The following is a 23,281-nucleotide window of genomic DNA, read 5'->3' on the forward strand; positions in this document are numbered from 1 at the left end:
CCGCGTCAGATCTTGCGATAGGTCGAGACCGTCGCCGACGCGGTGACGGTGCTCGGCTGCGGCAGCTTCGCCACGGCGGCAGCCAGATCGGCGGGCGTCAGGTGTCTCGCCGACGGTCCCATCCCCACCAAGTCGAGGACGTCCTGGTGTGAGAGTGACATCGTGAACTCGACCTCGTCGCTACTCACACGCTCGAAGTATCCGGCCATCGACGATTCGAGACGTTCCACTTTGCGGTCGTCGACCCGGACCATCGCGAGAATGTCGATCAGCTCGCGCAGATGCCTGTCGGTGGGCGTCAGGACCACCAGAACTCCGTCTTCGGCGAGAACTCGATGGGACTGCGGACCGTTACGAGGAGCGAACACACAGAGCACGTGAGAGAGCGCTCCGTCGCGAATGGGTAGTGGTTGCCAGACGTCTGCGACGATCGAACCGATTCTTTCGTGGACCTTCGCGGCACGCCGGGCCGCGAACTTGGACACGTCCAACGCTATCGCCCGAGAATCAGGCAGCGAATCCACGACGTGTGCGAGGTATTGTCCTGTGCCTGCGCCGATTTCGACGATCCGCGCGGGGTCCGACCCCGCCGTCGTCGCGCAGGCCCGGGTGACGGCATCCATCAGCGGGCCGAAGTGGCCGGCGCCGAGCAATCGTGCACGCGCGGCAATCATCTCGGCACTGTCGCCGGTGAACTTCGTGGCACCGCCACTGATCAGGCTCACGTAACCCTGGCGAGCGATATCGAATCGATGTCCGCGGTCGCACTCGGCGGCGCCGTCCACCAATTCCAGATCAGCAGCACACTGCGGGCAGGACAGAAGATCGATCACGGCGGCAAGCATTGATCCGTCCTTTCGGCTACCGGCGGTGCGCACACACTTCAGGCCCCGTACCGAAACGGATACGGAGCCTGCGTGCAATCACGTGCTGTTGTTCGTACTGCTACAACCTGGACCCGACTAGCTGGTGACGTTCGTGAGTTCCACACCGAGCGCTGCAGCTTCATCCGGGGTCAGCTCGACGACGAGGCGTCCGCCACCCTCGAGTGGAACCCGCATGACGATTCCTCGTCCCTCTTTGGTTGCTTCGAGGGGACCGTCCCCGGTCCGGGGCTTCATGGCCGCCATCCTCTGCTCCCTCCAGATCTGCGCTGCATTGCTCTGCGCCTCGACTAACGGTGCGCCCCGCCAACAATCAGCGAGGCTCGTACCCTCCATTGTTCCCTATGGATGCGGGAACCGGGAATCTGAGTCACATTTAGGGGTGTTCAGTCGACCGTCACACCTGCGCCGGAACCCAGCAATCGGCCACGTGATCATCGACCATTCCGGTGGCCTGCATGAGCGCATAAGCCGTGGTAGGACCCACAAACTTGAACCCGCGCCGCTTGAGTTCCTTAGCCATGGCAGTCGACTCGGGAGTGACCGCGGGAACCTCTGCAATTGATGTCAGTCTTCTGGTGCGTCGAGGCGGCGAGAACGACCAGAGTAACGAATCGAGGTCCAGATCGGGCGAATTCACGAGCACTCGGGCGTTGGAAATCGTCGCCTCGATCTTCGCGCGATTGCGGACGATCGCGGCATCGGAGAGCAATCTCTCGACATCCGCAACTCCGTACGCTGCGACCTTGTCCGGATCGAACCCGTCGAAGGCTTCGCGGAACGCCTCGCGTTTGCGCAGAATCGTGATCCACGAAAGTCCCGATTGGAATGCTTCGAGGGCGAGTCGTTCGAACAGTTCGTCGCGCCCGTGCAGAGGACGCCCCCACTCCTCGTCGTGATAGTCGCGGTAGAGCGTGTCGCCGGGCGTCTCGACCACCCAGCCGCACCGAACGAGTCCGTCGGCCATCAGCCCTGGGAATCCTTCGATTCGGATACGGTCTCAGGCTCCTCCTGCGATGCTTCGGCCTTGGCCGGAGCATCCGCTTTCACCAGGACCTCACACCGCTCGTCACGGCCCAGTTGTGCACGCAGAGAATCGATTTCCAACCCGAGGCGATGCAGGGCCCAATCCACTTCACTCGCCTTGTAGCCACGCAGCACCTGCTGAAAACGCAGCGCGTCGACATCCGCCCCGGTGACGTCCTCTGCCGGGAGTACGGTCGCCGTCGTGCCAGGAGGCAGCGGCGGCAGCTCTTCCGAGCGCCCGAACACAGCGCTGGCGGCGAGGAAGATCATCGCGCCGACCAGAGCCATGACAATCAGGTACAGGAGGATCGTCATCATGGACCGATACTCCCATACCCGAGTGTGAGCGGTCAGACCCCCGCGGTGCGCACTATCGAATTCATCGGGGGTCGATCGAGTAGCGAAACCTCGGTGGTCTCGGGCACGAAAGAATCGCCGTCGACCAGGAATTGGGTCAACCCGGCACCCGAATCCTCGATCCCGCACCGCCGGAGCATCGTTCCGATGATCTGCCGGCTCATCACACCGAGGTCGGCGAGCGGCCGGTTGCGATGCTTGCGCACACCGAGATTGACCTGACCGATCGCCGCCAGCCCCAACGTGTCGTACGTGTCGAGCAGCAAACCGATCTCGACGCCGTAGCCGGGCGCAAACGGGACAGCGGACAGCAGCTCACGGGTGCCCGCGTATTCACCGCCAAGCGGTTGCAGTACCGACGTGAGTTCCGGCCGCAGCGCGGCCAACATGGGCCGCGCAACCAATTCCGTGACTCGCCCGCCGCCGTTGGCATCCTCCGTGCCGCTCACGCGCAGCGGACGGCGGTAGTAGCCCTTCACCAGATGGATGCCGTCAACCGTGAGCAGTGGCCCCAGCAGTTTGGGCACGAACGCCGGATCGGGATTGATGAGATCGGAGTCGACGAATGCGATCAGATCGCCGGTCGTTGCGGCGACCGAACGCCAGAGCACCTCACCTTTGCCCGCAGTCGGCGGGATGGACGGGACCGCGCTCTCACGACTGATCACCGTTGCTCCAGCAGCGCGAGCACGCTCGGCGGTTCTGTCGGTCGAACCGGAATCGAGAACGATCAACTCGTCGACCAGGCCACCGAGCAACGGATGAATGGTGTCGACCACCGCGGCAACGGTGTCCTCTTCGTTGAGTGCGGGCAACACCACCGAGACGGTTCGGCCACCCTTCGCCCGTTCGAGCTCGGCGACCGTCCAACTCGGATGGTCCCAACTGTTGGCGTCTGCCCATACGCGGGTCGGGCCCGCACCGGTGATGCTCATGCCAGACCTCGAACCGTACGTACCGGGGCACGGCGTCCCTGGATCGCGGCCACCATGTCGACGACTCGACGGGTGGACGCCACCTCGTGAACACGGAACACCCGGGCGCCGCCCGCCGCGGCCATTGCTGTCGCTGCCAATGTTCCCTCCAACCTCTCGGAAAGCTCCACACCAAGAGTCTCCCCGATGAAGTCCTTATTACTCAGCGCCATCAGCACTGGCCACCCGGTGTTTACAAGAACGTCCACTTTCCGCAACAACTCGAGCCCGTGGAAGGTGTTCTTACCGAAATCGTGGGTGGGATCGATCAGGATCGCGTCACGCGGAACCCCGAGTGCCAGGGCGCGCTCTGCCGCCGACACGACCTCGGTGACCACATCTGCGACGACGTCGTCGTAGCGGACACGATGCGGGCGGGTGCGCGGAACCGCGCCACCCGTGTGCGAGCAGACGATCCCGGCACCAGTCTCGGCAGCAACCAGGACGAGGTCGGGATCCGCACCCGCCCACGTGTCGTTGATCAGGTCGGCGCCTTCGACGCGTGCCAACCGCGCGACGCCGCTCCGCCAGGTGTCGACGCTGATGATCAGCTCGGGGTACTTGGCTCTGATCGCGGCGACGAACGGAACGACTCGCCTGACCTCTTCGTCGGCGTCGACGAGGTCACCGGGCCCAGCTTTCACTCCCCCGATGTCCACCAGATCGGCGCCCTCGTCGACGGCCCTGTCGACGGCAGCCATCGCTGCCGAATCCGAGAACGTCGCGCCTTGGTCGTAGAAGGAATCGGGAGTGCGGTTGACGATGGCCATCACCAGTGCACGGTCGACCGCGACCGGACGCCCACACAGGGTGGGCGCCGGACCTGGCTGCGCGGTAGAACCGGGGAGTGAAGACATGCCACTCATACTGGCATGACGGAACTCGGTCTAGCCCTTGGGTACCGAGCCCGCCGCGACCTTTCCGACGTATTCGTCGTACGAGTCCACGTAACCACCCTCGCGGCCTTCGAGAACGTGCAGAGTGTCGGCGCCGACGTCGTAACCCTCGTTGCGCAATTCCACCTTGCGCGACTTGAAAGTGCTGGTGTGTTCGAGTGAGTCGACGATGCGGATGAACAGCGGGACCGCGTAGTTGGGGAGCTTGCCGTAGAGGTGTGCCGCGACTTCACTTCCCTCCAAGCTTTGACCGTCCCGCAGCTTGACTGCCGCCATGCCCGCGCGACCGTCGGTGCCCGGAATCTCGACGCCGTAGACAACTGCTTCCTCGACGGCCGGGTGCGAACTCAGCGCGCCCTCGACCTCCGTGGTGGCGACGTTCTCTCCCTTCCAACGGAAGGTGTCTCCGAGACGGTCGACGAAGGCGACGTGGCCCCATCCCTGCTTGCGCACCAGGTCTCCGGTGTCGAACCAGGTGTCGTCGTCCTTGAATCCGCCGCGTACCAGTTTGCTGTTGCTCGCCGCTTCGTCGGTGTAACCGTCGAAAGGCGCCCGGTCGGTGACCTTCGACAGCAGGAGTCCGACCTGACCCGTGGAAACCTTGCGGAGTCGACCGTCGGCTCCACGCAACGCTTTTCCGGTGTCCTCGTCGAACTCCACGACGGCGTGCGGCAACGGGCAGATGCCGGCCGTCTTGTCGACGTTGAGTGCGTTGACGAACGCAATGTTGCATTCGCTCGCACCGTAGAACTCGGCGACGCGGGGTATGCCGAACCGCTGGGTGAATTCGGCCCAGATCTCAGGGCGCAGACCGTTACCCACCATCAGCCGAACAGCATTGTCGCTGTCGGTCGGCTTGACCGGCTGGTTGAGCAGATAGCGGCACAGTTCGCCGATGTAGGTGAACGCGGTCGCCTTGTTGAGTGCGATGTCGTCCCAGAACCGCGAGGCCGAGAACTGACGTCCGATCGCGATTGTCGCACCGGACGCGAGCACCGAGGACAGCGAGACCGTCAACGCGTTGTTGTGGTAGAGCGGCAGGCAGCAGTACAGGGTGTCCGAGCCGCGCAAGCGCACGCCCATCAACCCGAGCCCCGACATCGACTTCAACCAACGGAAGTGAGTCATCAAGCTGGCCTTGGGCATTCCGGTGGTGCCCGAGGTGAAGATGTAGAACGCCTTCTCCTTTGCCAGCACCTCGGCGGTGACCGCGGGGTTGGACGGATCAGCCGTCTTCGCCAGATCCGCGAGTTCGCTGACGAGAAGTTGGTTCGGTCCGCTAAATCCGGCGGGCAACGATTCGAGGGCTTCTTCGCACTCGTCGGCGACCACCAGGACGCGCGCATCGAGGAGCGTAAGGCTGTGTGCCAGAACGTCGTCGCGCTGGTTGTAGTTCAGCATGCCCGCTGCCGCGCCGAGTTTTACCGCGGCCAAGGCGATCAGCAGCGCTTCGGGAGTGTTCTTTGCCAGCACTCCGACGACGTCTCCGCGGTCGACTCCTCGACCACGGAGAACGTCCGCGTAGCGGTTCACCAGTTCGTTGGCCTCCGCGTAACTGGTCGCGTGGCCCTCGAACCGGATGAACGGGCGCGACGGGTGCGCGTGCGCGGCCTTCTGGAAGATCAACCCGATCGATTCCTTGGCCGAAGGCTTACGGGTGAGCCCGGCGGCCCCCCGCGCCAGGATCGGCACCTCGGTGATCATCGACGGCAGTTTTGCCGCCAGATCGAGCAGGCCGACGGTCGAACGGGCTTCCGAACTCATGGCTCCCCTAACACGTATCCGGCGCCCATTCGGCCGCCCAGTCTGCGGCCACCTTACTGCACGGTAATAAAGCCCGCCATGCCCCAGGTCAGGGTTTCACGCACGCGTCTGATCAGGATTTGACGCACGCGTCGAGCGCGGCCTCGACGTCCGTCCTCACCAGCAGAGTGTCCAGCGCCTGACGCCCGACGAAGCCGGTCCCGTCGAGCTTGTTCAACCACTCGAGCAGGCCGGTGAAGTGGCCGACGGGATCGAGCATCACGACAGGTTTCTCGTGCATTCCCAGGTAGCCGGCTGTCCACGTCTCGAACAACTCTTCCAGCGTCCCGATTCCGCCGGGCAGCGTGATGAACGCGTCGGCGTGGTCTTCCATCAGCTTCTTGCGTTCGCGCATGGTGTCCGTGACGATCAGCTCGTCGGCATCGACGTCGGCAACTTCCTTGTGCACCAAGGCCTTCGGGATGACGCCGACGGTCCAGGCACCCGCCGCGCGAGCGGACTCGGCGACAGCGCCCATCATCGACACGTTGCCGCCACCCGAGACCAACTGCCATCCGCGTCGACCGATCGCGGTTCCCACCTCGGCAGCCAACGCCAGGAACGATTCGTCCACCGGACCCGACGCGCAGTAGACGCAGATCGAGTACTTCTTGTCGGAATCGGTCACCATTCTTCTTCTTTCCCCAGATCTGCGGCCTCGTCGACGCCCTTGTCGGCGTTGAGGACGATTCGTACTGCTTCTTCCACACTGTCGGTGACGTGCAGCAAGTTCACGTCACCTTCGGAAATCTTGCCGTCACGCTCGAGGGTGCCGCGGATCCAATCGACGAGTCCGGACCAGTACTCGGTACCGAACAGGACGATCGGGAAGCGCGTGACCTTGTGGGTCTGCACCAGGGTGAGTGCCTCGAACAGCTCGTCGAGTGTTCCGAAGCCACCCGGCAGGCAGATGAATGCCTGGGAGTACTTCACGAACATCGTCTTGCGTGCGAAGAAGTACCGGAAGTTGATTCCGAGATCCACCCACTCGTTGAGTCCCTGCTCGAACGGCAACTCGATGCCGAGGCCGATCGAGTACCCGCCGGCCTCACTGCAACCGCGGTTGGCAGCTTCCATCACTCCTGGCCCACCACCGGTGATGACGGCGTACCCGGCCTCGGCCAACGCCGTTCCCAGCTCGCGCCCGGATTGGTACTCGGGATGATCGACCGTGGTGCGGGCCGAACCGAACACCGTCACCGCACGCGGGACCTCGGCGAGTGCGCCGAAACCTTCGATGAATTCGCTCTGGATACGCAGCACACGCCACGGATCGGTGTGTACCCAATCCGTGGGTCCGCGCTTGTCGAGCAAGCGCTGATCCGTCGTGGTCTTCTCGTCCTTGCGCTTGCGTCGAAGCTGAACCGGCCCGCGGTGCTTGATCGACGAGCTCTGCTTCTTCGAAGCCGAATTCTTCTCTGGTGCCATGCGGCAAGGCTAACGGTCAGGCCGACAGATACTTCCTCAGCACGGCCGCGACGTCGGTGATCTGCTGCACCGGAACGTGCTCGTCGCGCTTGTGCGCGAGGTTCGGATCACCCGGTCCGTAGTTCACGGCAGGAATGCCGAGCGCCGAGAACCTGGACACGTCGGTCCACCCGTACTTCGCACGGAACTGACCACCGGCCGCCTCGATCAGGGCGGCAGCGGACGGGTTCGCCAAGCCGGGCAGCGCGCCGGGCGAGGAGTCGGTGACCTCGAATCCGAGGCCCAGACCGTCGAACACTTCGCGCACGTGCGCCTCGGCTTGTACCTCGCTGCGATCGGGCGCGAATCGGAAATTGACGTCCATCTCGGCTTCGTCCGGGACGACGTTTCCGGCGACACCGCCGGAGATCCGCACCGCCGACAAGCCCTCGCGGTAGCCGCAACCGTCGATGTCGACCGAGCGCGGCTGGTACGCCGACAACCGCTCCAACGCTCCGCCGAACTTGTGAATGGCATTGTCCCCCAGCCAGGACCTGGCCGAATGGGCGCGAGTTCCCGAAGCCGTCAACCGCACCCGCATCGTGCCCTGACACCCGGCCTCGATGAAACCGGCCGTCGGCTCACCGAGAATTGCGACGTCCGCCGCGAGCCATTGCGGGATCTCGCGTTCGATCCGTCCCAGGCCGTTGTACGTTGCGGCGATCTCTTCGCAGTCGTAGAAGACGAGGGTCAGATCGTGGGCCAGGTTCTCGATGGTGGCCGCAAGGTGCAGGAAGACCGCGTCGCCCGACTTCATGTCCACGGTCCCGCAGCCGTGCAGGATGTCGCCGTCACGCCGCGAAGGAACGTTGTCCGCGATCGGCACCGTATCCAGATGTCCGGCGAGCATGACCCGACTGGGCAAACCACGCGACGTACGCGCCAACACGGCATTGCCGTTGCGGATGATCTCGAAGCCCGAAGTCTGCTCACGCAACGCATCCTCGACAGCCTGCGCGATGACGGATTCGTCGTGCGAGACGCTGGGGATGTCGACCAGGGCGGCCGTCAAGTCGATGGGGTCCGAAGCAAGATCGAGGATGCTCACACGCACCAGCCTAGGCCGGTGCACCCACCACCCAGTAATCTCTAGTCCCGTGAGCGCACAGGGAGCAACAGCAGTAGGTATCGCCAACGTGACCGCGGACGGAACCGTCCTCGACACCTGGTTCCCGGCACCGGAGCTGGGAACATTCGACAAGACCGGTACCGAGAACGTCGAGGGAACAGATATTCCTTCCGATCTTGCACTGCTGGCAGGCACTGATGACGCTCGCGAGGTATCGCAGGTCGTCGTGCGCACCACCATCGCCGATCTCTCCAAGGCGCCGGTCGACGCACATGACGTCTACCTGCGCCTCCATCTCCTCTCGCACCGTCTCGTCGCACCCCACGGTGTCAACCTCGACGGCCAGTTCGGCCTGCTCAGCAACGTCGTGTGGACCAACTTCGGCCCGTGCGCCGTCGAAGGTTTCGAGCAGGTTCGCTCGCGTCTGCGCATCCGCGGCGTCGTGACCGTGTTCAGCGTCGACAAGTTCCCCCGCATGGTCGACTACGTCGTGCCGTCCGGAGTTCGCATCGGTGACGCGGACCGTGTCCGACTCGGTGCACACCTCGCCAGCGGAACGACCGTCATGCACGAGGGCTTCGTCAACTTCAACGCCGGCACCCTCGGCAACTCGATGGTCGAAGGCCGCATCTCCGCGGGCGTCGTCGTCGACGACGGATCCGATGTGGGCGGCGGCGCCTCGATCATGGGCACCCTCTCCGGTGGAGGCAAGGAAACGATCTCCCTCGGCAAGCGCTGCCTCCTCGGCGCAAACGCCGGCCTCGGCATTTCGCTCGGCGACGACTGCGTCCTCGAAGCGGGCCTCTACGTCACCGCCGGCACCAAGGTCACCGGCCCGGACGGAACCGTCGTCAAGGCCAAGGAACTGAGCGGCAAGTCGAACCTTCTCTTCCGTCGTAACTCGGTCTCGGGTGCCGTCGAGGTCGTGCCGTGGAAGGGCACCGGCGTCGAACTGAACGCTGCTTTGCACGCCAACGACTGATGACTGACACCGACGTCTCCGACGGAACAACCACTGCTCTCGGCCACGGTCTCAAGGTCCGCCATCTGACGATGATGGGCTTGGGCTCGGCCATCGGCGCCGGCCTGTTCCTCGGAACCGGCGTCGGTATCGCCAAGGCCGGGCCGGCCGTCCTGATCTCCTACATCCTTGCGGGCGCCGTCGTGGTGTTCGTGATGCGCATGCTCGGCGAGATGGGCGCCGCGATCCCGGCCAGCGGTTCCTTCTCTCACTACGCGCGCCTGGGGATCGGCGAGTGGGCCGGCTTCGTGATGGGCTGGCTCTACTGGTTCATGCTGATCATGGTGCTGGGCGCCGAGATCACCGGGGCTTCGGCGATCGTGAACGACTGGGTGCCGTCGATCCCGCAATGGGTTGTCGCCCTGGTTTTCGTGGTGTTCTTCGCCGTGGTGAACCTGGCGAAAGTCAGCAACTTCGGTGAGTTCGAGTTCTGGTTCGCCGCAATCAAAGTCACCGTCATCATCGGCTTCCTGATCATCGGTGTCCTGCTGGTGTTCGGTCTCCTCCCCGATACCGACCCGGTCGGTACGAGCAATCTATTCGGGCAGGGCGGCTTCATGCCCAATGGATTGTCCGGCATAGCCGCAGGACTTCTCGTCGTGGCATTCGCCTTCGGTGGGATCGAGATCGTCACCATCGCCGCAGCCGAATCCGAGAATCCGGAACGCTCCATCGCCGTCGCTGTCCGGAGCGTCGTGTGGCGCATCAGCGTCTTCTACATCGGCGCCATCTCGATCATGGTTCTGGTGCTGCCCTGGAACGACCCCGAACTCGAGAGCGGCCCGTTTGTGGCCGTCCTGAACAAGGCGAACATTCCAGGCGTTGCCGGGTTCATGGAACTCGTCGTAGTGGTGGCGTTGCTTTCCGCCTTCAACGCCAACATCTACGGCACCTCTCGCATGGCGTTCTCACTTTCGCGCCGCGGCGACGGACCCGCCTTCATGGCGAAACTGTCGAGCACCGGAGTTCCGACCAATGCCGTTCTGCTGTCGGTGTTCTTCGGTTTCGTCAGCGTCCTGCTCAACTGGCTGCTCCCCGACGACCTGCTCGGCATCCTGCTCAACGCAGTCGGCGCTGCGCTGCTGGTCATCTGGATCTTCATCGTCGTCTCGCATCTGCGACTGCGAAAACAACTCGAAGCGTCGGGCAAGCTGACGGTTCGGATGTGGCTGTTCCCGTATCTGAGCTACGCGACACTCGCGATGCTCGGTGTGTTCGTCGTCCTCATGCTCTTCGACGCCGATGCCCGTGCACAGTTGATCTCGACCACCGTGTTGTTCCTCGTGATCGCGGCATTGGGTTTCCTGAACGCCCGTTGGCGTAAGCAGAATCAGCCCGTCTGATCCGTGTGCCTATGCATCCCGCCTGTTCACGACGACGATGCTGAGACCGAATACGACGAGCACGAAGAGGGCGAAGTAGATCAGGCTGCCCCAGGGTCCCCAGTGGAAATCGACGCCACCGCTGGAACCGAGAAAGTTGTTGGCGTTCATGAACGGCAGGAACGGCATGATCTTCTCGCCGATACTTCCGAACAGGTTGAAAAGATTCTCGATCAGCAAGGGCCACAACAGCAATAATGCGATCGCACCTGCAGACTGCCGGAGCAACGCGCCCACTCCGACTGCTAGAACTACGCAGAAGAACGCGTAGATCGGTGTTCCGTAGACGACCCGCCAGTTCTCGTCGCCGGACAGAGTCAAGAATCTTCCGGCGTCACCTGCCGTGGCCTTCGTGAGGGCGAAGGCGCCGAACGACAACACGAGAGTCAGCACCGCTCCGAACCCACCGATGAGGCCCGCTTTGGCGACGAGCACCGAGGCGCGGTTCGGAACTGCCTGGAAGGTGGTGCGGATGGTCCCGAAACGATATTCGCTGGTGATCGCGAGAGCCGCCATGATCATCAGAACCAACACACCGAAGCCGGTCACTCCACTGAGTGCCCCCGAAACTGTCGGCATCATTGCACCGTTGGGGCTGCTGAGCGACGACTTGGCGCTCAGTCCGAAAACGGTAGCGAGTCCCAACCCGAGCACGATGATGATGATCGTGCACCACAGCGGCGACTTGGTCGTGGTGATCTTGATACGTTCAGCACTGAGAACAGCCATTACAGTGCACCTCCCATAGCCTGCTGCGTGTTTGCCTGCTGTGTATTTGCGTGGTGTGCACCGACACCCGGATCGATACCGGATGCGTGGTACTGGACATCGTCCCCGGTCAACTTCATGAACGCATCCTCGAGCGACCCCTGCACAGAAGCCAACTCGTACAACACGATCCCCTGCGAACCAGCCAAACCACCGATCACATCAGTGGTCGAATCCACCACCACCAACACCGGCTCCGATCCTGAATGTTCCTCGCGGACAGTCAGTCCCTGGGCAGTCAATGCGGCATGGAGAGCGTCCAATTGTGGGCTGCGCACGCGCACCGTCGACTCCGACGAACGATCCACGAACTCCGCGACCGTCGAATCCGAAATCAACCGACCCCGACCGATCACCACCAACTGCTCCGCCGTGAGCGCCATCTCCGACAGGAGGTGACTCGACACCAACACCGTGCGGCCCTCGGCCGCCAACCGCTGCATGAACTTACGAATCCAGACGATGCCCTCCGGATCGAGACCGTTGACCGGCTCGTCGAACAACAACACCTTCGGATCCCCCAACAGCGCACCCGCCAACCCCAGACGCTGCGACATACCGAGCGAGAACCCGCCTGCCTTCTTGCCCGCCACCTCGGACAATCCGACCAACCCGAGCACCTCGTCGACGCGGGACTTCGGGATCCCGTTCGAAGCAGCCATCCACTGCAGATGCGCCCGCGCACTGCGATTGGGGTGCACCCACTTCGCATCCAACAACGCACCGACAGTCCGCAACGGCGTCTTGAGCTCCCGGTACGGCTTGCCCTCGATCAACGCCGCACCCGAGGTCGGCTGATCCAAACCCAGGATCATCCGCATCGTCGTCGACTTACCAGCACCGTTCGGGCCCAGAAAGCCCGTCACGATGCCCGGCTTGACCGTGAACGACAAATCGTCCACCGCTTTCGTCGGTCCGTAAACCTTGGTCAATCCCCTCAGCTCGATCATGAGGACCAGTCAACCATGAAAACCGAACTGTCGGAACTTTCAGACGCCAACGGAGAAAGGCGTTGCGTCCGTTCGCTGTCGAGGCTAGTATCGAATGTATGTTCGACACTACCGGGGGGTAAAAGTGACGACGCAAGTATCTGAACAGGCCATATCCAAACAGGCGATATCCGAAGAGACCATCGGACAATTCCGAGCATCACTCGTCAGCATGGATCGATCCATCGACAACGCAGCACGCGTGGATCTTCTGCGCGCTTTGGAAGAGTTGAAGGCCAGTTGCGCTGGTGCCCAGGCATTGCTGGCTGCCGATCTCGACGCGTTCACCCGCAACGACCGCAGCGAACGGGGAGTGCCGCGCGCATACCAAGGCCGTGGAATCAACGCGCAGATTGCCCTCGCACGGCGAGAGTCGGCTTGGTTCGGAACTCAGCATCTGAACCTGGCCCGCGCACTGAACGACGAGATGCCGCACACACTTCGACTACTCGTCGACGGCTCCATCAGTGAGCATCAGGCGACGATCCTCATGCGCGAGACTTCATGTCTCACCGCCCAGGATCGCGCTACGTTGGATCGCGAGTTCTGCTGCGACGCTGCAATCTTGGACGGATGCGGCAACCATCAACTGACACAAAGAATCCGCGCACGCGCTGCCGAAATAGACTCCGACAGTGTTGCCAGACGAGCACGCAAAGCCGTGGGAGACAGACGAGTGACGTCACGGCCTGCGCCCGACACGATGTGCTGGCTCAATGTGTTTCTTCCCGCGGCCGAAGGTATCGCCGTGCACGCCACGCTCAGGCGCGACGCAGATTCCGTACTTGCCGGCGGGGACAAGCGCACCCGAGCGCAAATCATGGCTGATCTCCTGGTCGAGCGGGTTACCGGAATCGGCCGCGCCACACCGACACCCGTCACCGTGAATCTGGTTGTCTCCGACCAGTCATTGTTGGGCGACAATTCCGCCCCGGCGTACGTCCACGGGTACGGACCTGTACCAGCCGCTATTGCACGCGAATGGATCACCAAGGCCAGCGAAGACTCCGAAACGGTGGCAACGGTCCGAAAGCTCTACGCACGCCCCGATACGGGCGCGCTGACCGCAATGGAATCCACGGCGAGAACCTTCCCGAAGGGGTTGGCGCGATTGATCGAACTCCGTGATCGAAGCTGCCGCACTCCGTGGTGCGACGCGCCGGTTCGCCACCGCGACCACATTCGCGATCACTCGAGGGGTGGACTCACCAGCGCAGCCAACGGTGCCGGGTTGTGTGCGGCATGCAATTACGCGAAACAGGGCTCGGACTGGACTGCCGAACCTGTACCAGGTAACCGGCACACCTTCACCACGACGACACCTACCGGGCACCGGTATTCGTCTGAGGCTCCGCCACTTCCGGCACCCTGGACCAGTCCGGATGCGGCCTAAGTTCCTCGGTGAGCCAATGCGTTCACGAACACCTCGGAAATCTCCGAGGGGTCACGAGCGATGTACGTCGAACCGCCCGTCACGCGGGAGATATCGGCGAGCGCCGCCGCATCTGCGTCATCGGTGATGCCGATGGTGACGATGATGACCGGACGCGCCGGATCCTGCTCGCGTGCAAGTACATCGAGCAACTGTTCACGGCTGATGCTGTCAGGATCTTCGTTTGCGCCGTCGGTCAAGATGATGACGCTGTTGACTGCTCGCGGATCGTACGATTCCTGAACCTTACGGAATGCGGCCAGCGTCGTGTCGTACAAACCTGTGGCGCCACGTTTGAGTTCGGTGAGCCGGTTCGCCTGATCTGCCATCAACTTTCGTTGAGTCACACCGTCGACGATCGTGTCGTAGCGCCTGATCGGCACCAATTCCTGGAAGTCCTGGGTTCCGTTCATACCTTGGGAAAACGCCCAGAGACCGGCAGCGACGCTGTCTGGGAAGACCTGATTGCCGGCCAGAGCAGCAGCAGTGGTCAACTGCATGCGCGTCTTGCCGCCTGCCGCCGGGTAGTCCATCGACGCAGACACGTCGATCGCAACGAGTGTCCGGATCGGCTTGGCCATCAGAGCCCAAGCGCCCAGTGTCTGATCGGCCACCGACTGTTCGGACACGGTCAGTGCCGTGACGTCACCGACTCCACCTTCGACGGCTCCACCGCCGGAAGTACGGAACCCGCTGCGCGTCAGCACTTCCTGAGCAGATTCACTGTGCAACAGCTCGGCGATGGCGTCACTCTTCTTGGCTGCGGCGTAGTGCCGGTCCGGTGCCGAAGCACTGACCACCAGGGGGTAATCCATGATCATGGTTCCCGTCGCCGGTACTGTCGCGGAAATCTTCGACTCGGCCTTCGTGAACTCGACGACCTGTTGCTCGGTCGAAACACCGACCTTTCCGGAGCTGACCAATTCGGTGAGCATCTTCTGTCCTACCGGCTGATCTTCGGTACGAACACTCTCCGCTTGCGCATGGGGTACGAGTGCCGCTCGAACGGATTCGGAGGTGGCCCCGGTCTCCGCGAGAGCTCCGAGAATGGGCGCCGACGCAACCCCTGTGAACAACGGATTGCCCAACGCCAGATCGGGAACCTGTAGCGCCGCGAGCCAACTGGCAAACTGTTCGCCACCGCCGGAGGCGAGAACGACAGGCGAGGTGGCGATCGAACCGCCGGCGGCAGCGACCGGCCCCTTGGCCGTCAATGCAGCTTTGCCCACCCACGCTGTCGAATCCGGTATCCACATGTCCGGCGCGTCCACGCCCTTACCCAGGGTTCCCGCAACGTCCCCGGGCAGCGCAGAGGTAACCGTGATCCGCGAACAGCCTGTCTGCTCCGGCGACGATTCTGCGAGGATCTCTGTGACTGCCGGCGCGATCGCAGGATCCGCTGCCAGCGAGTACTCGTCGACGCTCTCGCAGGAATCGGACTGTGTTGCCTTGAAGACCACCACCCCGGTGGCGATTACCGCGACGGCAACCAACCCACCCACTGCGTAGAACCCGATCGACCGCCCGCTGTCAGGACTCGAATGCCGTCCGCCCGCCATGAAATCTGCCCTTCCGAGGCCACTCGCACTCAGGCATACCGACGGTATGCGCGCGACTGGAACTGTCCCTACCGGGCGGTAGTGTAGCCAAGAACACAGAAATTCCAACTAGCGCTGAATCGTCGGAGAACCGGCGAGCCCACATTTCGGGACAGGCCGGCCGAATTCACGAACCTTCAAGCGTCGCAGCGACTTTTCAGCAAACTGACCTACCTAGAGCAGCTCACGCTTCTGAACCTTGCCCATCGCGTTACGTGGCAGAGTCTCGGCAAATCGAACCTCACGGGGACGCTTGTGCGCCGACAACTCCGCCCCGACCAACTCGACCAATTCGGCTTCGGTGACCTCGGGGGTCCCGGGCTTACGGACTACGACGGCGATGATCCGTTGCCCCAGATCGGCGTCGGGGACACCGATCACCGCAACTTCGGACACCGAAGGGTGCCCGAGGATGGCGGTCTCGATCTCGCCGGCGCCGACTCTGAATCCACCGGATTTGATCAAGTCGATGGATTCGCGGCCGACGATTCGGTGGAACCCACCCTCGTCGATGACGGCGACGTCACCGGTCTTGAAGTAGCCGTCCTCCGTCCAGGACTCGGCGGTTGCGTCCGGACGGTTCAAGTAGCCGTCGAAAAGCATCGGCCCACGTACCTGTAGGCCGCCGATACTCTCGCCGTCGTGCGGCACATTGTTGCCCTTCTCGTCACGAAGACGAGTCTCGACTCCGCGCAGCGGCACGCCGACCCACCCCGGGCGTCGCTCGCCGTCGAAACGTGTGCTCAAAGTCAGCATCGTCTCACTCATGCCGTAACGCTCGATGGGCGTCAAGCCTGTTCGGTCCCGTAGCTTTTCGAAGACAGGCACAGGAAGCGGCGCACTACCGGAAACCAGAAGTCGGGCACCGGACAACGCGCGGGCAGCTTCTTCGTCTTCGGCGATACGCGACCAGACGGTGGGAACACCGAAGTAGAGGGAGCCTTTCGCCCGGGCGTAATTTTCCGGCGTCGGCTTGACGGTGTGGATCACCCGGCTGCCGATCCGGAGGGGGCCGAGGATTCCGAGGATCAGTCCGTGCACGTGGAAGAGCGGAAGCCCGTGCACGAGCGTGTCTCGCCACGTCCAGTCCCAGGCCTCGGCGAGCGCGTCGATCCCGGCTGCGATGGCCGAGCGACTGAGCAGAACGCCCTTCGGTGGGCCAGTGGTTCCGGACGTGTACAGGACGAATGCTGTGGACTGCGGTGCCGGTTCGGGATAGCTGTGCCACGAGCGAGCGTGCAATCGGACGGGAACCACGGGCAGGCCTTCGCAGTGGTCGTCCGTTTCGCCGAGCCACGCCTGGGCACCGGAGTCACGCAGAATGTGCTCTCGCTCAGCCTTCCCCGAATCCGGCGGGACCGGCACAACGGTGACGCCGGCAATCAACGCCCCGACGACGGCGAGAATCGTTTTTGCTGTGGGAGTTGCCAATACGGCAACCCGATCGGCCTGCGCCACTCGCTCCGCGACCGAGGTCGCGGCACCGAGAATGGCACTCCGCGAGAGAACCGTGTCACCGATCGTCACGGCGTCGTCGAGGTCGTCACCGCGGGCAACAGCAAGGGGGTTCAAGGATCTCAGCAGCACCACGACAGCATCTCACAGCGCGGATGGTCGCAAACTTTCTCCTGCCCGACGCGCGTCCATCGAGTGCGGAGGGAACAGCGTCACCAGCGCAGCCCCCAAGAGCGCCCCGGAAAGCACCGCGAATCCGTGTGCGTCGTCGACCGTCACCAATGTTGCGCCGCCGACGACAATCACGACCGTCAGAACAATCTCAGGCATTCGCGGGCGCACCAGAACGCCGATCCCCGCGGCCGCCGCTGCCAGAGCAAGCGTGGCACCGGAGTTGCCTGCGCCGGTCGACGGGAAGACTGCGGTGGTGAGCAAACCGAACAACAGTTGACCGAGCAGGAAGAGAGCCCAGCCACGTGCGGCGCCCCAGAGCCGAAACGCAAGCGGTGCAACCACGGCCAGCGTCGCGAGATTGGTGACAGTTCCTGCGGCCCCTCCGTCCTGAACGAGCACGGAGGTCAGAATGCGCCACCATTGCCCGTCACGAATCAACGCGGGATCACGACGAAACATCTCGAGCAGTCCCGGCATCGCCGCCTGCAGGATGGAAGGCACTGCAACCATCAGCCAGAGCAGAGCTGCCGAGAGTGGGAATTCTCCGAAAACTCGACGACTTTTCAACCACACGAGCATCAGTGCAACCGAGGCAACGACGACAGCAAAAATCAGTACCGCGTCCAAGCCGCCGGTCCCTGAGGTGGTCACAGCGCGACCTTACATCGGACCGATACCGACATCAGGGAACCTGACACCTGGGAAAGCACACGATTCAGGCGGAGAGGCGCTTTGCTGCCGCGGCGATTCGCTCGTCTGTTGCAGTGAGCGCGATCCGCACGTGCTTGCTCCCGCTCGGTCCGTAGAACTCACCGGGGGCAACGAGGATCCCACGATCGGCGAACCAACTGACCGTCGCTCGACATTCCTCGCCGCGCGTCGCCCAGAGGTACAGACCTGCCTCGGAATTGTCGACGGTGAATCCGGCGCCTCGAACAGCTTCGATCAACACACTACGACGCTCGCGGTACCGCTCGCGCTGGATGTTCTCGTGTTGGTCGTCGCCCAAGGCTGCGGTCATCGCCGCCTGGATCGGTAGCGGCAGGATCATGCCCGCATGCTTGCGCACCTCGAGCAGTTCCGACACCAGAGCCGGATCACCGGTGACGAACCCGGCGCGATAGCTCGCGAGATTGGACGTCTTCGAAAGTGAGTGGACCGCAAGCAAACCGGTCAGATCACCGTCGTTGACACGAGGATCGAGAATGGAGAGCGCATCCGCTTCCCACGTCAATCCGAGGTAGCACTCGTCGGAGACGACGATGGCGCCGCGCTCGCGCGCCCAGGCCACGACCTTCTGCAAGTGCTCGAGGCCGAGCACCTTGCCGGTGGGGTTCGAGGGCGAGTTCACGAAGATCATCGCCGCCGACTCGGGACCGAGCTTGTTCAAGCCGTCGGCGCGCAGGACGCGAGCACCTGCCAGTTTCGCTGCGACCTCGTACGTCGGGTACGCCAACTCCGGAATGACCACTAGATCGTCGGCTCCGAGACCGAGCAATTTCGGCAGCCACGCGATCATTTCCTTGGTACCGATGGCCGGCAGCACCGCTGCCGGATCGACGTCGGGAATGTTGTAGCGGCGATCCAGTGACTCCGCCACGGCCTCGCGAAGCGCGAGCGTGCCATGAGTCGTCGGATATCCGGGCACCTCGGCAACAGAGGCCAGAGCCTCCTGAATCACCGGATCCACCGGATCCACCGGCGTCCCCACGGACAGGTTCACGATGCCGTCGGGATGAGAGTGCGCCTTCGCCGTCACGTCGGCGAGCGAATCCCACGGAAAATCAGGAAGCCCAGCGGCCACCGGAGTACGAGACAAGATCTCTATTCCTCACCCATGGGAGGCAGCGCCTTGATGAACGGCGTGTCGTAGTCGACCTTGCCGAGCTTGGCCGCTCCACCCGGTGAGCCGAGATCGTCGAAGAAATCGACGTTGGTGCTGATGTACGCGTTCCACTGGTCCGGGACGTCGTCTTCGTAGAAGATGGCTTCGACGGGACAGACAGGCTCACACGCGCCGCAGTCGACACACTCGTCGGGGTGGATGTAAAGCATGCGTCCACCCTCGTAGATGCAGTCGACAGGGCATTCTTCGATGCACGCCTTGTCCATCACATCTACACACGGTTCAGCAATCGTGTAGGTCACTGCCGATCTCCCTGCCTTCCTGTCGTGCATCGCCGCCGCAACACGCAGTTGCAAGGGGCCGAAAATCCGATACGACTCTCACGTACCGCGGGAACAGCCTATTATCCCCCTGCCGACCGACTCTGAGCAGGCGGGGGTAACACATTTCAGCCTACTGCGGTGAAGTTCCTCGACCGAATCGCGATCCACTTCTCCCCCAGAGCGGCCGCGCGTACCAGTGCGCCCCGCTCACCGAGGTAATCCGCCACGACGCCGACCACCGGAATCTTGCCGATGATCTCGTACGGTTTTGTCCGCGACGGCCGCTTGTGCAACTCGTCCGTGATGGCACGAAAAGTCTTGGACGTGCGCCACAACGTTCCGATGAGCGCGAACGGGCGCCAGGTCTCGTCGGCGCCGCCGGCTGATTTCTCGGCGAAGTCTTCTCCGGTGAGAAGCTCTCGAGACTTCGTCTCACGCCGGCACAGCACCGACGCCAGGAGGTCCACCTGCTGATCCCGTTCGGTCACTCCGTGTTCACGGGCAACCGCAACGAGCACAACGGCCTGATTCGCGAAGGCCAGCAGGTCCTGGATCGGCAACCGATTGAGGAGGACGCCGAAGATGCCGGGAAACGCGACGGCGACGGTGTTGAGTGCACCCAACCGGGTCGTCCACCACTTCGAGCGCTGCTCGTCGGTCATCACCGACCACGCCGCCGTCCCGGGGAACTTGACGACGTCGAGGACCCAAGCGGCCGCGTCCAACACCATCGCAGCAGCGTTTCGCTCGGGATCGGTCGGCTCGAACGTCCGACGCTTGATACCGAGCGGATCGCTGTAGGCGAGGTCGAGAACCGGGTTGATCCCCCACACCGCTCGATCGAGAACCTCGACGACCTTGCGGTCCCCCAGTACGTCAGCCATCAGGCAATCGCTCCTTCGCGTCGTGCATGTGTGGTGGTTCGTTCGCGTGCCGGACGTCCGATTCCCTCGGCGATGGCGCGCAGTTCTGCGACGGTCTTCTCGGAACCGTGTTCGGAGCCGGCCATCCGCGAGATCGTCTCTTCCATCAGCGTTCCGCCGAGGTCGTTGGCGCCGCCGTTGAGCATCATCTGCGTTCCGGTGATGCCAAGTTTGACCCAGCTGGTCTGGATATTGGGTATGCGGCCGTGCAGCATGATGCGTGCCAACGCGTGCGCAGCGCGGTTGTCCCGATTGGTCGGCCCTGGCCGGGAAGCGCCCGCCAGGTACAGGGGCGCGCTCTGGTGAACGAACGGCAGCAGCACGAACTCCGTGAATCCGCCTGTACGGTCCTGGATTCCGCGAAGAACGTTCAGGTGCCCGACCCAATGGTGCGGCTGATCGACATGCCCGTACATCATCGTCGAACTCGACCGCAGCCCCACCTCGTGCGCCGTGGTGACCACTTCGATCCATTCCGCCGTCGGCAATTTGCCCTTGGTGAGGATCCAGCGCACCTCGTCGTCGAGGATCTCCGCTGCCGTACCGGGAATGGTGTCCAGGCCCGCCTCACGAAGGGCCGTCAGCCAATCCCTGATGCTCTCACCACTGCGCGATGCACCGTTCACGATCTCCATCGGAGAGAACGCGTGGACGTGCATCGACGGCACGCGCTTCTTGACGGCCCGGACCAGGTCGGCGTAACCGGTGACGGGAAGTTCCGGATCGATACCGCCCTGCATGCACACCTCGGTTGCGCCGGCGACGTGCGCTTCCCACGCACGGTCGGCAACCTGCTCTGCCGACAGCGTGAACGCGTCGGCGTCACCCTTGCGCTGCGCGAACGCACAGAATCGGCAGCCCGTGTAGCAGATGTTGGTGAAGTTGATGTTCCGGTTCACCACGTAGGTGACGTCCTCGCCGACGGCATCCTTGCGCAGCGCATCCGCCAGTGCCACAACGGCTTCCAGGCCCGGTCCCTCCGCCGTGGCAAGGGCCAGGTACTCGTCGTCGGAGCATCCGGCCGGGTCGCGTTCGGCACTGCGGAGCGCAGCCAGCAGATCGGTGTCGACGCGAATCGGAGCACTGAGCTCGAGGACCTGTTCGCGCACGGTCTCCCAGTCGCCGAACGCACTGCCCAGGTCACTGCGGGTCTCGGTGTTGCGCCCGTCCGTGTCGATCTCGGTATTGAGATCGACGCGTCCGCTCGATTCCCACGACTCGTCCGGTTCCTGCCACGGTCGACCCACCGGTTTGGTGTCGGGCAGGGCGAGGCCGGTCTTGGGGTCCGCCAGCGCTTGCACGTGACCCGCAATACGCGGATCGATCCACGGAGCCCCGGCCAGGACATATGCCGGCTGAGCCGCAGTGCGTTCGGTCAGCGTGAAGCCGCCCTCGGCGCTGATCTCGGCCAAGGTCTCGAGATTCGGCCAGGGACGCTCGGGGTTGACGTGATCGGGGGTCAACGGTGATACCCCGCCCCAGTCGTCCACGCCTGCGCCGAGCAGCGCGAGGCACTCGCTGTTCGAGACGAGATTCGGCGGACTCTGAATCCGCATCGTCGGCCCGAGCAACAGGCGTGCGACCGCGATGGCCGCGAGAAACTCGTCGAGTCCCGCATCAGGCGTATTGCGCATCGCGGTATCAGGCTTGGCCAGGAAGTTCTGAATGATCACTTCCTGGATGTGGCCGAACGCCTTCTGCGACTTGCGTATCGCCATGATCGACTCGGCACGCTCGAGGAAGTTCTCCCCGATGCCCACAAGAATTCCCGTGGTGAACGGGATGTTCAGTCGGCCTGCGTCGGTCAGGGTGCGCAGCCGAACCGCCGGGTCCTTGTCCGGGCTGCCGTAGTGGCACTCACCCTTGTCGGTGAACAGCCGGGTAGCGGTCGTCTCGAGCATCATGCCCATCGACGGCGCAACGGGCTTGAGCCGCGAGAGTTCCTGCCAGCTCATCACACCGGGATTGAGGTGTGGGAGCAGGCCTGTCTCCTCGAGTACCCGGATCGACATCGCACGCACGTAGTCGAGGGTGGAGTCGTAGCCGCGTTCGTCCAGCCATTGCTTGGCTTCCGGCCAGCGAGCCTCGGGGCGATCCCCCAGCGTGAACAACGCTTCCTTGCAGCCCAATTCGGCACCTGCCCGGGCAATGTCCAAAACCTCGTCCGGTTCCAGGAACATGCCGTGCCCAGCGGCACGCAGCTTCCCGGGCACCGTGACGAATGTGCAGTAGTGGCACTTGTCCTGGCACAGACGGGTCAGCGGAATGAAAACTTTCCGCGAATACGTCACGGTGTTCGGCCGACCCGCTGCCAGCAGACCGGCATCGCGAACCTTGGCCGCCGAAGAACACAGATCGGTCAGATCGGTTCCCCGTGCCTGCAGCAGCGTTGCCGCCTCGTCGACGTTCAGGGTCGCTCCGTCGCGTGCACGACGGAGAACTCGCCGCATCGCCGACGCTGACGGGCCGGGCGACGGACTGGACGAGGCGGACGCGGAAATACCTGGCATCGGAAGCATGGTGGGTTTGCCGGAGTCATCACCAGTTCGGTTCACCTAGCGATCATGCGCCATGTGGGACGACTAGTGCCACCCGGTGCCAGAAGTAGGAGGCCTCACCGCCCCGACACCGCCTCGATCACGACGGCCGGTAGTCGTCGTCGACCGCAACCTCGACTCGTTGATCCACCACGTCAGCCACTGGCGCGTCGAGCGGAATGTCGGTCAGATCGGGTTCTTCAGGGGCGTTCGGATCTACAGGTGTCGATTGTTCGAGCGCATCTGATTCCGGAGCCTCCGGGTCGAATGTCGCATCTTGTTCGGTCATCACGTGCTCCCTTCGCGGTCGCCACACTCCACGATAGGGCCGATGTCGACAGATCGCCCCTCACTCGA

The 23,281-nt window shown here is 63.3% G+C and carries 23 protein-coding genes; 3 read left to right on the plus strand and 20 right to left on the minus strand.

Going from position 1 to position 23,281, the window contains the following annotated elements:
• Positions 1 to 5 precede the first annotated feature (5 nt).
• The 10 genes from ACVZUB_RS20625 to dapE all read right to left on the minus strand — a co-directional run bounded on the left by ACVZUB_RS20625 (position 6) and on the right by dapE (position 8,455).
• Positions 6 to 845 carry a putative RNA methyltransferase gene (locus ACVZUB_RS20625; RefSeq protein WP_007736089.1) on the minus strand — a complete coding sequence of 280 codons (840 nt, stop codon included), beginning with the start codon at positions 843 to 845 and terminating at the stop codon, positions 6 to 8.
• A 117-nt stretch (positions 846 to 962) separates the two neighbouring features.
• Positions 963 to 1,130: a DUF3117 domain-containing protein gene (locus tag ACVZUB_RS20630; RefSeq protein ID WP_003945169.1), complete on the minus strand. Its 168-nt coding sequence runs from the start codon at positions 1,128 to 1,130 to the stop codon at positions 963 to 965.
• A 151-nt stretch (positions 1,131 to 1,281) separates the two neighbouring features.
• On the minus strand, positions 1,282 to 1,851 hold the full coding sequence (locus ACVZUB_RS20635; RefSeq protein ID WP_003945189.1) for a DNA-3-methyladenine glycosylase I: 570 nt from the start codon (positions 1,849 to 1,851) through the stop codon (positions 1,282 to 1,284).
• Positions 1,851 to 2,228, minus strand: a complete 378-nt coding sequence (locus ACVZUB_RS20640; RefSeq protein WP_372024474.1) for a DivIVA domain-containing protein — start codon at positions 2,226 to 2,228, stop codon at positions 1,851 to 1,853. The genes ACVZUB_RS20635 and ACVZUB_RS20640 overlap by 1 nt, the downstream gene beginning before the upstream one ends.
• Positions 2,229 to 2,260: 32 nt before the next feature.
• Positions 2,261 to 3,202 (minus strand): glucosyl-3-phosphoglycerate synthase, encoded by a 942-nt coding sequence (locus ACVZUB_RS20645; RefSeq protein ID WP_003945188.1) that lies wholly within the window; start codon positions 3,200 to 3,202, stop codon positions 2,261 to 2,263.
• A complete protein-coding gene (gene folP / locus ACVZUB_RS20650; protein ID WP_050656816.1) occupies positions 3,199 to 4,098 on the minus strand; it encodes a dihydropteroate synthase in 900 nt (299 codons plus the stop codon). The genes ACVZUB_RS20645 and folP overlap by 4 nt, the downstream gene beginning before the upstream one ends.
• A 30-nt stretch (positions 4,099 to 4,128) precedes the next feature.
• A complete protein-coding gene (locus ACVZUB_RS20655) occupies positions 4,129 to 5,901 on the minus strand; it encodes a long-chain-acyl-CoA synthetase (protein WP_003945170.1) in 1,773 nt (590 codons plus the stop codon).
• Positions 5,902 to 6,013: 112 nt separating this feature from the next.
• Complete coding sequence (locus ACVZUB_RS20660; protein ID WP_003945191.1) at positions 6,014 to 6,571, minus strand: LOG family protein; 558 nt, start codon at positions 6,569 to 6,571, stop codon at positions 6,014 to 6,016.
• On the minus strand, positions 6,565 to 7,368 hold the full coding sequence (locus ACVZUB_RS20665; protein WP_003945176.1) for an LOG family protein: 804 nt from the start codon (positions 7,366 to 7,368) through the stop codon (positions 6,565 to 6,567). Before ACVZUB_RS20665 ends, ACVZUB_RS20660 begins: the two co-directional genes overlap by 7 nt.
• Before the next feature lie 16 nt (positions 7,369 to 7,384).
• Positions 7,385 to 8,455 (minus strand): succinyl-diaminopimelate desuccinylase, encoded by a 1,071-nt coding sequence (gene dapE, locus ACVZUB_RS20670; RefSeq protein WP_174519520.1) that lies wholly within the window; start codon positions 8,453 to 8,455, stop codon positions 7,385 to 7,387.
• 49 nt (positions 8,456 to 8,504) lie between these two features.
• On the opposite strand from dapE, the gene dapD reads away from it, so the two are divergent.
• A complete protein-coding gene (gene dapD / locus ACVZUB_RS20675; protein ID WP_019749368.1) occupies positions 8,505 to 9,458 on the plus strand; it encodes a 2,3,4,5-tetrahydropyridine-2,6-dicarboxylate N-succinyltransferase in 954 nt (317 codons plus the stop codon).
• The gene (locus ACVZUB_RS20680) at positions 9,458 to 10,840 is read left to right on the plus strand and encodes an amino acid permease (RefSeq protein WP_165639634.1); all 1,383 of its coding nucleotides are present in this window, start codon (positions 9,458 to 9,460) and stop codon (positions 10,838 to 10,840) included. Before dapD ends, ACVZUB_RS20680 begins: the two co-directional genes overlap by 1 nt.
• 9 nt (positions 10,841 to 10,849) lie before the next feature.
• Here ACVZUB_RS20680 and ACVZUB_RS20685 read toward each other — a convergent pair whose 3' ends face one another.
• Positions 10,850 to 11,608: an ABC transporter permease gene (locus ACVZUB_RS20685; protein WP_065455456.1), complete on the minus strand. Its 759-nt coding sequence runs from the start codon at positions 11,606 to 11,608 to the stop codon at positions 10,850 to 10,852.
• A complete protein-coding gene (locus ACVZUB_RS20690) occupies positions 11,608 to 12,597 on the minus strand; it encodes an ABC transporter ATP-binding protein (RefSeq protein ID WP_482627711.1) in 990 nt (329 codons plus the stop codon). The genes ACVZUB_RS20685 and ACVZUB_RS20690 overlap by 1 nt, the downstream gene beginning before the upstream one ends.
• A gap of 211 nt (positions 12,598 to 12,808) precedes the next feature.
• On the opposite strand from ACVZUB_RS20690, the gene ACVZUB_RS20695 reads away from it, so the two are divergent.
• Complete coding sequence (locus ACVZUB_RS20695; protein ID WP_231915225.1) at positions 12,809 to 14,029, plus strand: HNH endonuclease; 1,221 nt, start codon at positions 12,809 to 12,811, stop codon at positions 14,027 to 14,029.
• Here ACVZUB_RS20695 and ACVZUB_RS20700 read toward each other — a convergent pair.
• From ACVZUB_RS20700 to ACVZUB_RS20735, 8 genes are all read right to left on the minus strand, one after another.
• Positions 14,026 to 15,627, minus strand: a complete 1,602-nt coding sequence (locus ACVZUB_RS20700) for a substrate-binding and VWA domain-containing protein (RefSeq protein ID WP_042926345.1) — start codon at positions 15,625 to 15,627, stop codon at positions 14,026 to 14,028. The genes ACVZUB_RS20695 and ACVZUB_RS20700 overlap by 4 nt on opposite strands.
• Before the next feature lie 213 nt (positions 15,628 to 15,840).
• Complete coding sequence (locus ACVZUB_RS20705) at positions 15,841 to 17,253, minus strand: acyl-CoA synthetase (RefSeq protein WP_482627712.1); 1,413 nt, start codon at positions 17,251 to 17,253, stop codon at positions 15,841 to 15,843.
• A gap of 12 nt (positions 17,254 to 17,265) precedes the next feature.
• Positions 17,266 to 17,946 carry a rhomboid family intramembrane serine protease gene (locus ACVZUB_RS20710; RefSeq protein WP_482627713.1) on the minus strand — a complete coding sequence of 227 codons (681 nt, stop codon included), beginning with the start codon at positions 17,944 to 17,946 and terminating at the stop codon, positions 17,266 to 17,268.
• A gap of 64 nt (positions 17,947 to 18,010) precedes the next feature.
• Entirely contained in the window at positions 18,011 to 19,114 is a 1,104-nt protein-coding gene (dapC, locus tag ACVZUB_RS20715; protein ID WP_003945226.1) for a succinyldiaminopimelate transaminase, read from the minus strand.
• A gap of 5 nt (positions 19,115 to 19,119) precedes the next feature.
• Positions 19,120 to 19,443, minus strand: a complete 324-nt coding sequence (gene fdxA, locus ACVZUB_RS20720) for a ferredoxin (RefSeq protein WP_003945248.1) — start codon at positions 19,441 to 19,443, stop codon at positions 19,120 to 19,122.
• A gap of 146 nt (positions 19,444 to 19,589) precedes the next feature.
• Positions 19,590 to 20,348 (minus strand): hypothetical protein, encoded by a 759-nt coding sequence (locus ACVZUB_RS20725; RefSeq protein WP_030536220.1) that lies wholly within the window; start codon positions 20,346 to 20,348, stop codon positions 19,590 to 19,592.
• Positions 20,348 to 22,906: a bifunctional FO biosynthesis protein CofGH gene (locus tag ACVZUB_RS20730; RefSeq protein WP_003945208.1), complete on the minus strand. Its 2,559-nt coding sequence runs from the start codon at positions 22,904 to 22,906 to the stop codon at positions 20,348 to 20,350. Before ACVZUB_RS20730 ends, ACVZUB_RS20725 begins: the two co-directional genes overlap by 1 nt.
• A 118-nt stretch (positions 22,907 to 23,024) precedes the next feature.
• On the minus strand, positions 23,025 to 23,213 hold the full coding sequence (locus tag ACVZUB_RS20735) for a hypothetical protein (protein WP_003945217.1): 189 nt from the start codon (positions 23,211 to 23,213) through the stop codon (positions 23,025 to 23,027).
• Positions 23,214 to 23,281 lie beyond the last annotated feature (68 nt).

Source organism: Rhodococcus sp. OS5 (assembly GCF_056837585.1).

What these genes read in the sequence shown, in the direction of transcription:
- ACVZUB_RS20690 (WP_482627711.1), bottom strand. Translation starts at nt 12,597, where the DNA reads ATGATCGAGCTGAGGGGATTGACCAAGGTTTACGGACCGACGAAAGCG.
- ACVZUB_RS20695 (WP_231915225.1), top strand. Translation starts at nt 12,809, where the DNA reads ATGGATCGATCCATCGACAACGCAGCACGCGTGGATCTTCTGCGCGCT.
- ACVZUB_RS20680 (WP_165639634.1), top strand. Translation starts at nt 9,458, where the DNA reads ATGACTGACACCGACGTCTCCGACGGAACAACCACTGCTCTCGGCCAC.
- ACVZUB_RS20685 (WP_065455456.1), bottom strand. Translation starts at nt 11,608, where the DNA reads ATGGCTGTTCTCAGTGCTGAACGTATCAAGATCACCACGACCAAGTCG.
- folP (WP_050656816.1), bottom strand. Translation starts at nt 4,098, where the DNA reads ATGTCTTCACTCCCCGGTTCTACCGCGCAGCCAGGTCCGGCGCCCACC.
- ACVZUB_RS20640 (WP_372024474.1), bottom strand. Translation starts at nt 2,228, where the DNA reads ATGATGACGATCCTCCTGTACCTGATTGTCATGGCTCTGGTCGGCGCG.
- ACVZUB_RS20735 (WP_003945217.1), bottom strand. Translation starts at nt 23,213, where the DNA reads ATGACCGAACAAGATGCGACATTCGACCCGGAGGCTCCGGAATCAGAT.
- ACVZUB_RS20730 (WP_003945208.1), bottom strand. Translation starts at nt 22,906, where the DNA reads ATGCTTCCGATGCCAGGTATTTCCGCGTCCGCCTCGTCCAGTCCGTCG.
- ACVZUB_RS20655 (WP_003945170.1), bottom strand. Translation starts at nt 5,901, where the DNA reads ATGAGTTCGGAAGCCCGTTCGACCGTCGGCCTGCTCGATCTGGCGGCA.
- ACVZUB_RS20625 (WP_007736089.1), bottom strand. Translation starts at nt 845, where the DNA reads ATGCTTGCCGCCGTGATCGATCTTCTGTCCTGCCCGCAGTGTGCTGCT.
- ACVZUB_RS20665 (WP_003945176.1), bottom strand. Translation starts at nt 7,368, where the DNA reads ATGGCACCAGAGAAGAATTCGGCTTCGAAGAAGCAGAGCTCGTCGATC.
- ACVZUB_RS20635 (WP_003945189.1), bottom strand. Translation starts at nt 1,851, where the DNA reads ATGGCCGACGGACTCGTTCGGTGCGGCTGGGTGGTCGAGACGCCCGGC.
- ACVZUB_RS20660 (WP_003945191.1), bottom strand. Translation starts at nt 6,571, where the DNA reads ATGGTGACCGATTCCGACAAGAAGTACTCGATCTGCGTCTACTGCGCG.
- ACVZUB_RS20645 (WP_003945188.1), bottom strand. Translation starts at nt 3,202, where the DNA reads ATGAGCATCACCGGTGCGGGCCCGACCCGCGTATGGGCAGACGCCAAC.
- ACVZUB_RS20630 (WP_003945169.1), bottom strand. Translation starts at nt 1,130, where the DNA reads ATGGCGGCCATGAAGCCCCGGACCGGGGACGGTCCCCTCGAAGCAACC.
- ACVZUB_RS20700 (WP_042926345.1), bottom strand. Translation starts at nt 15,627, where the DNA reads ATGGCGGGCGGACGGCATTCGAGTCCTGACAGCGGGCGGTCGATCGGG.
- ACVZUB_RS20725 (WP_030536220.1), bottom strand. Translation starts at nt 20,348, where the DNA reads ATGGCTGACGTACTGGGGGACCGCAAGGTCGTCGAGGTTCTCGATCGA.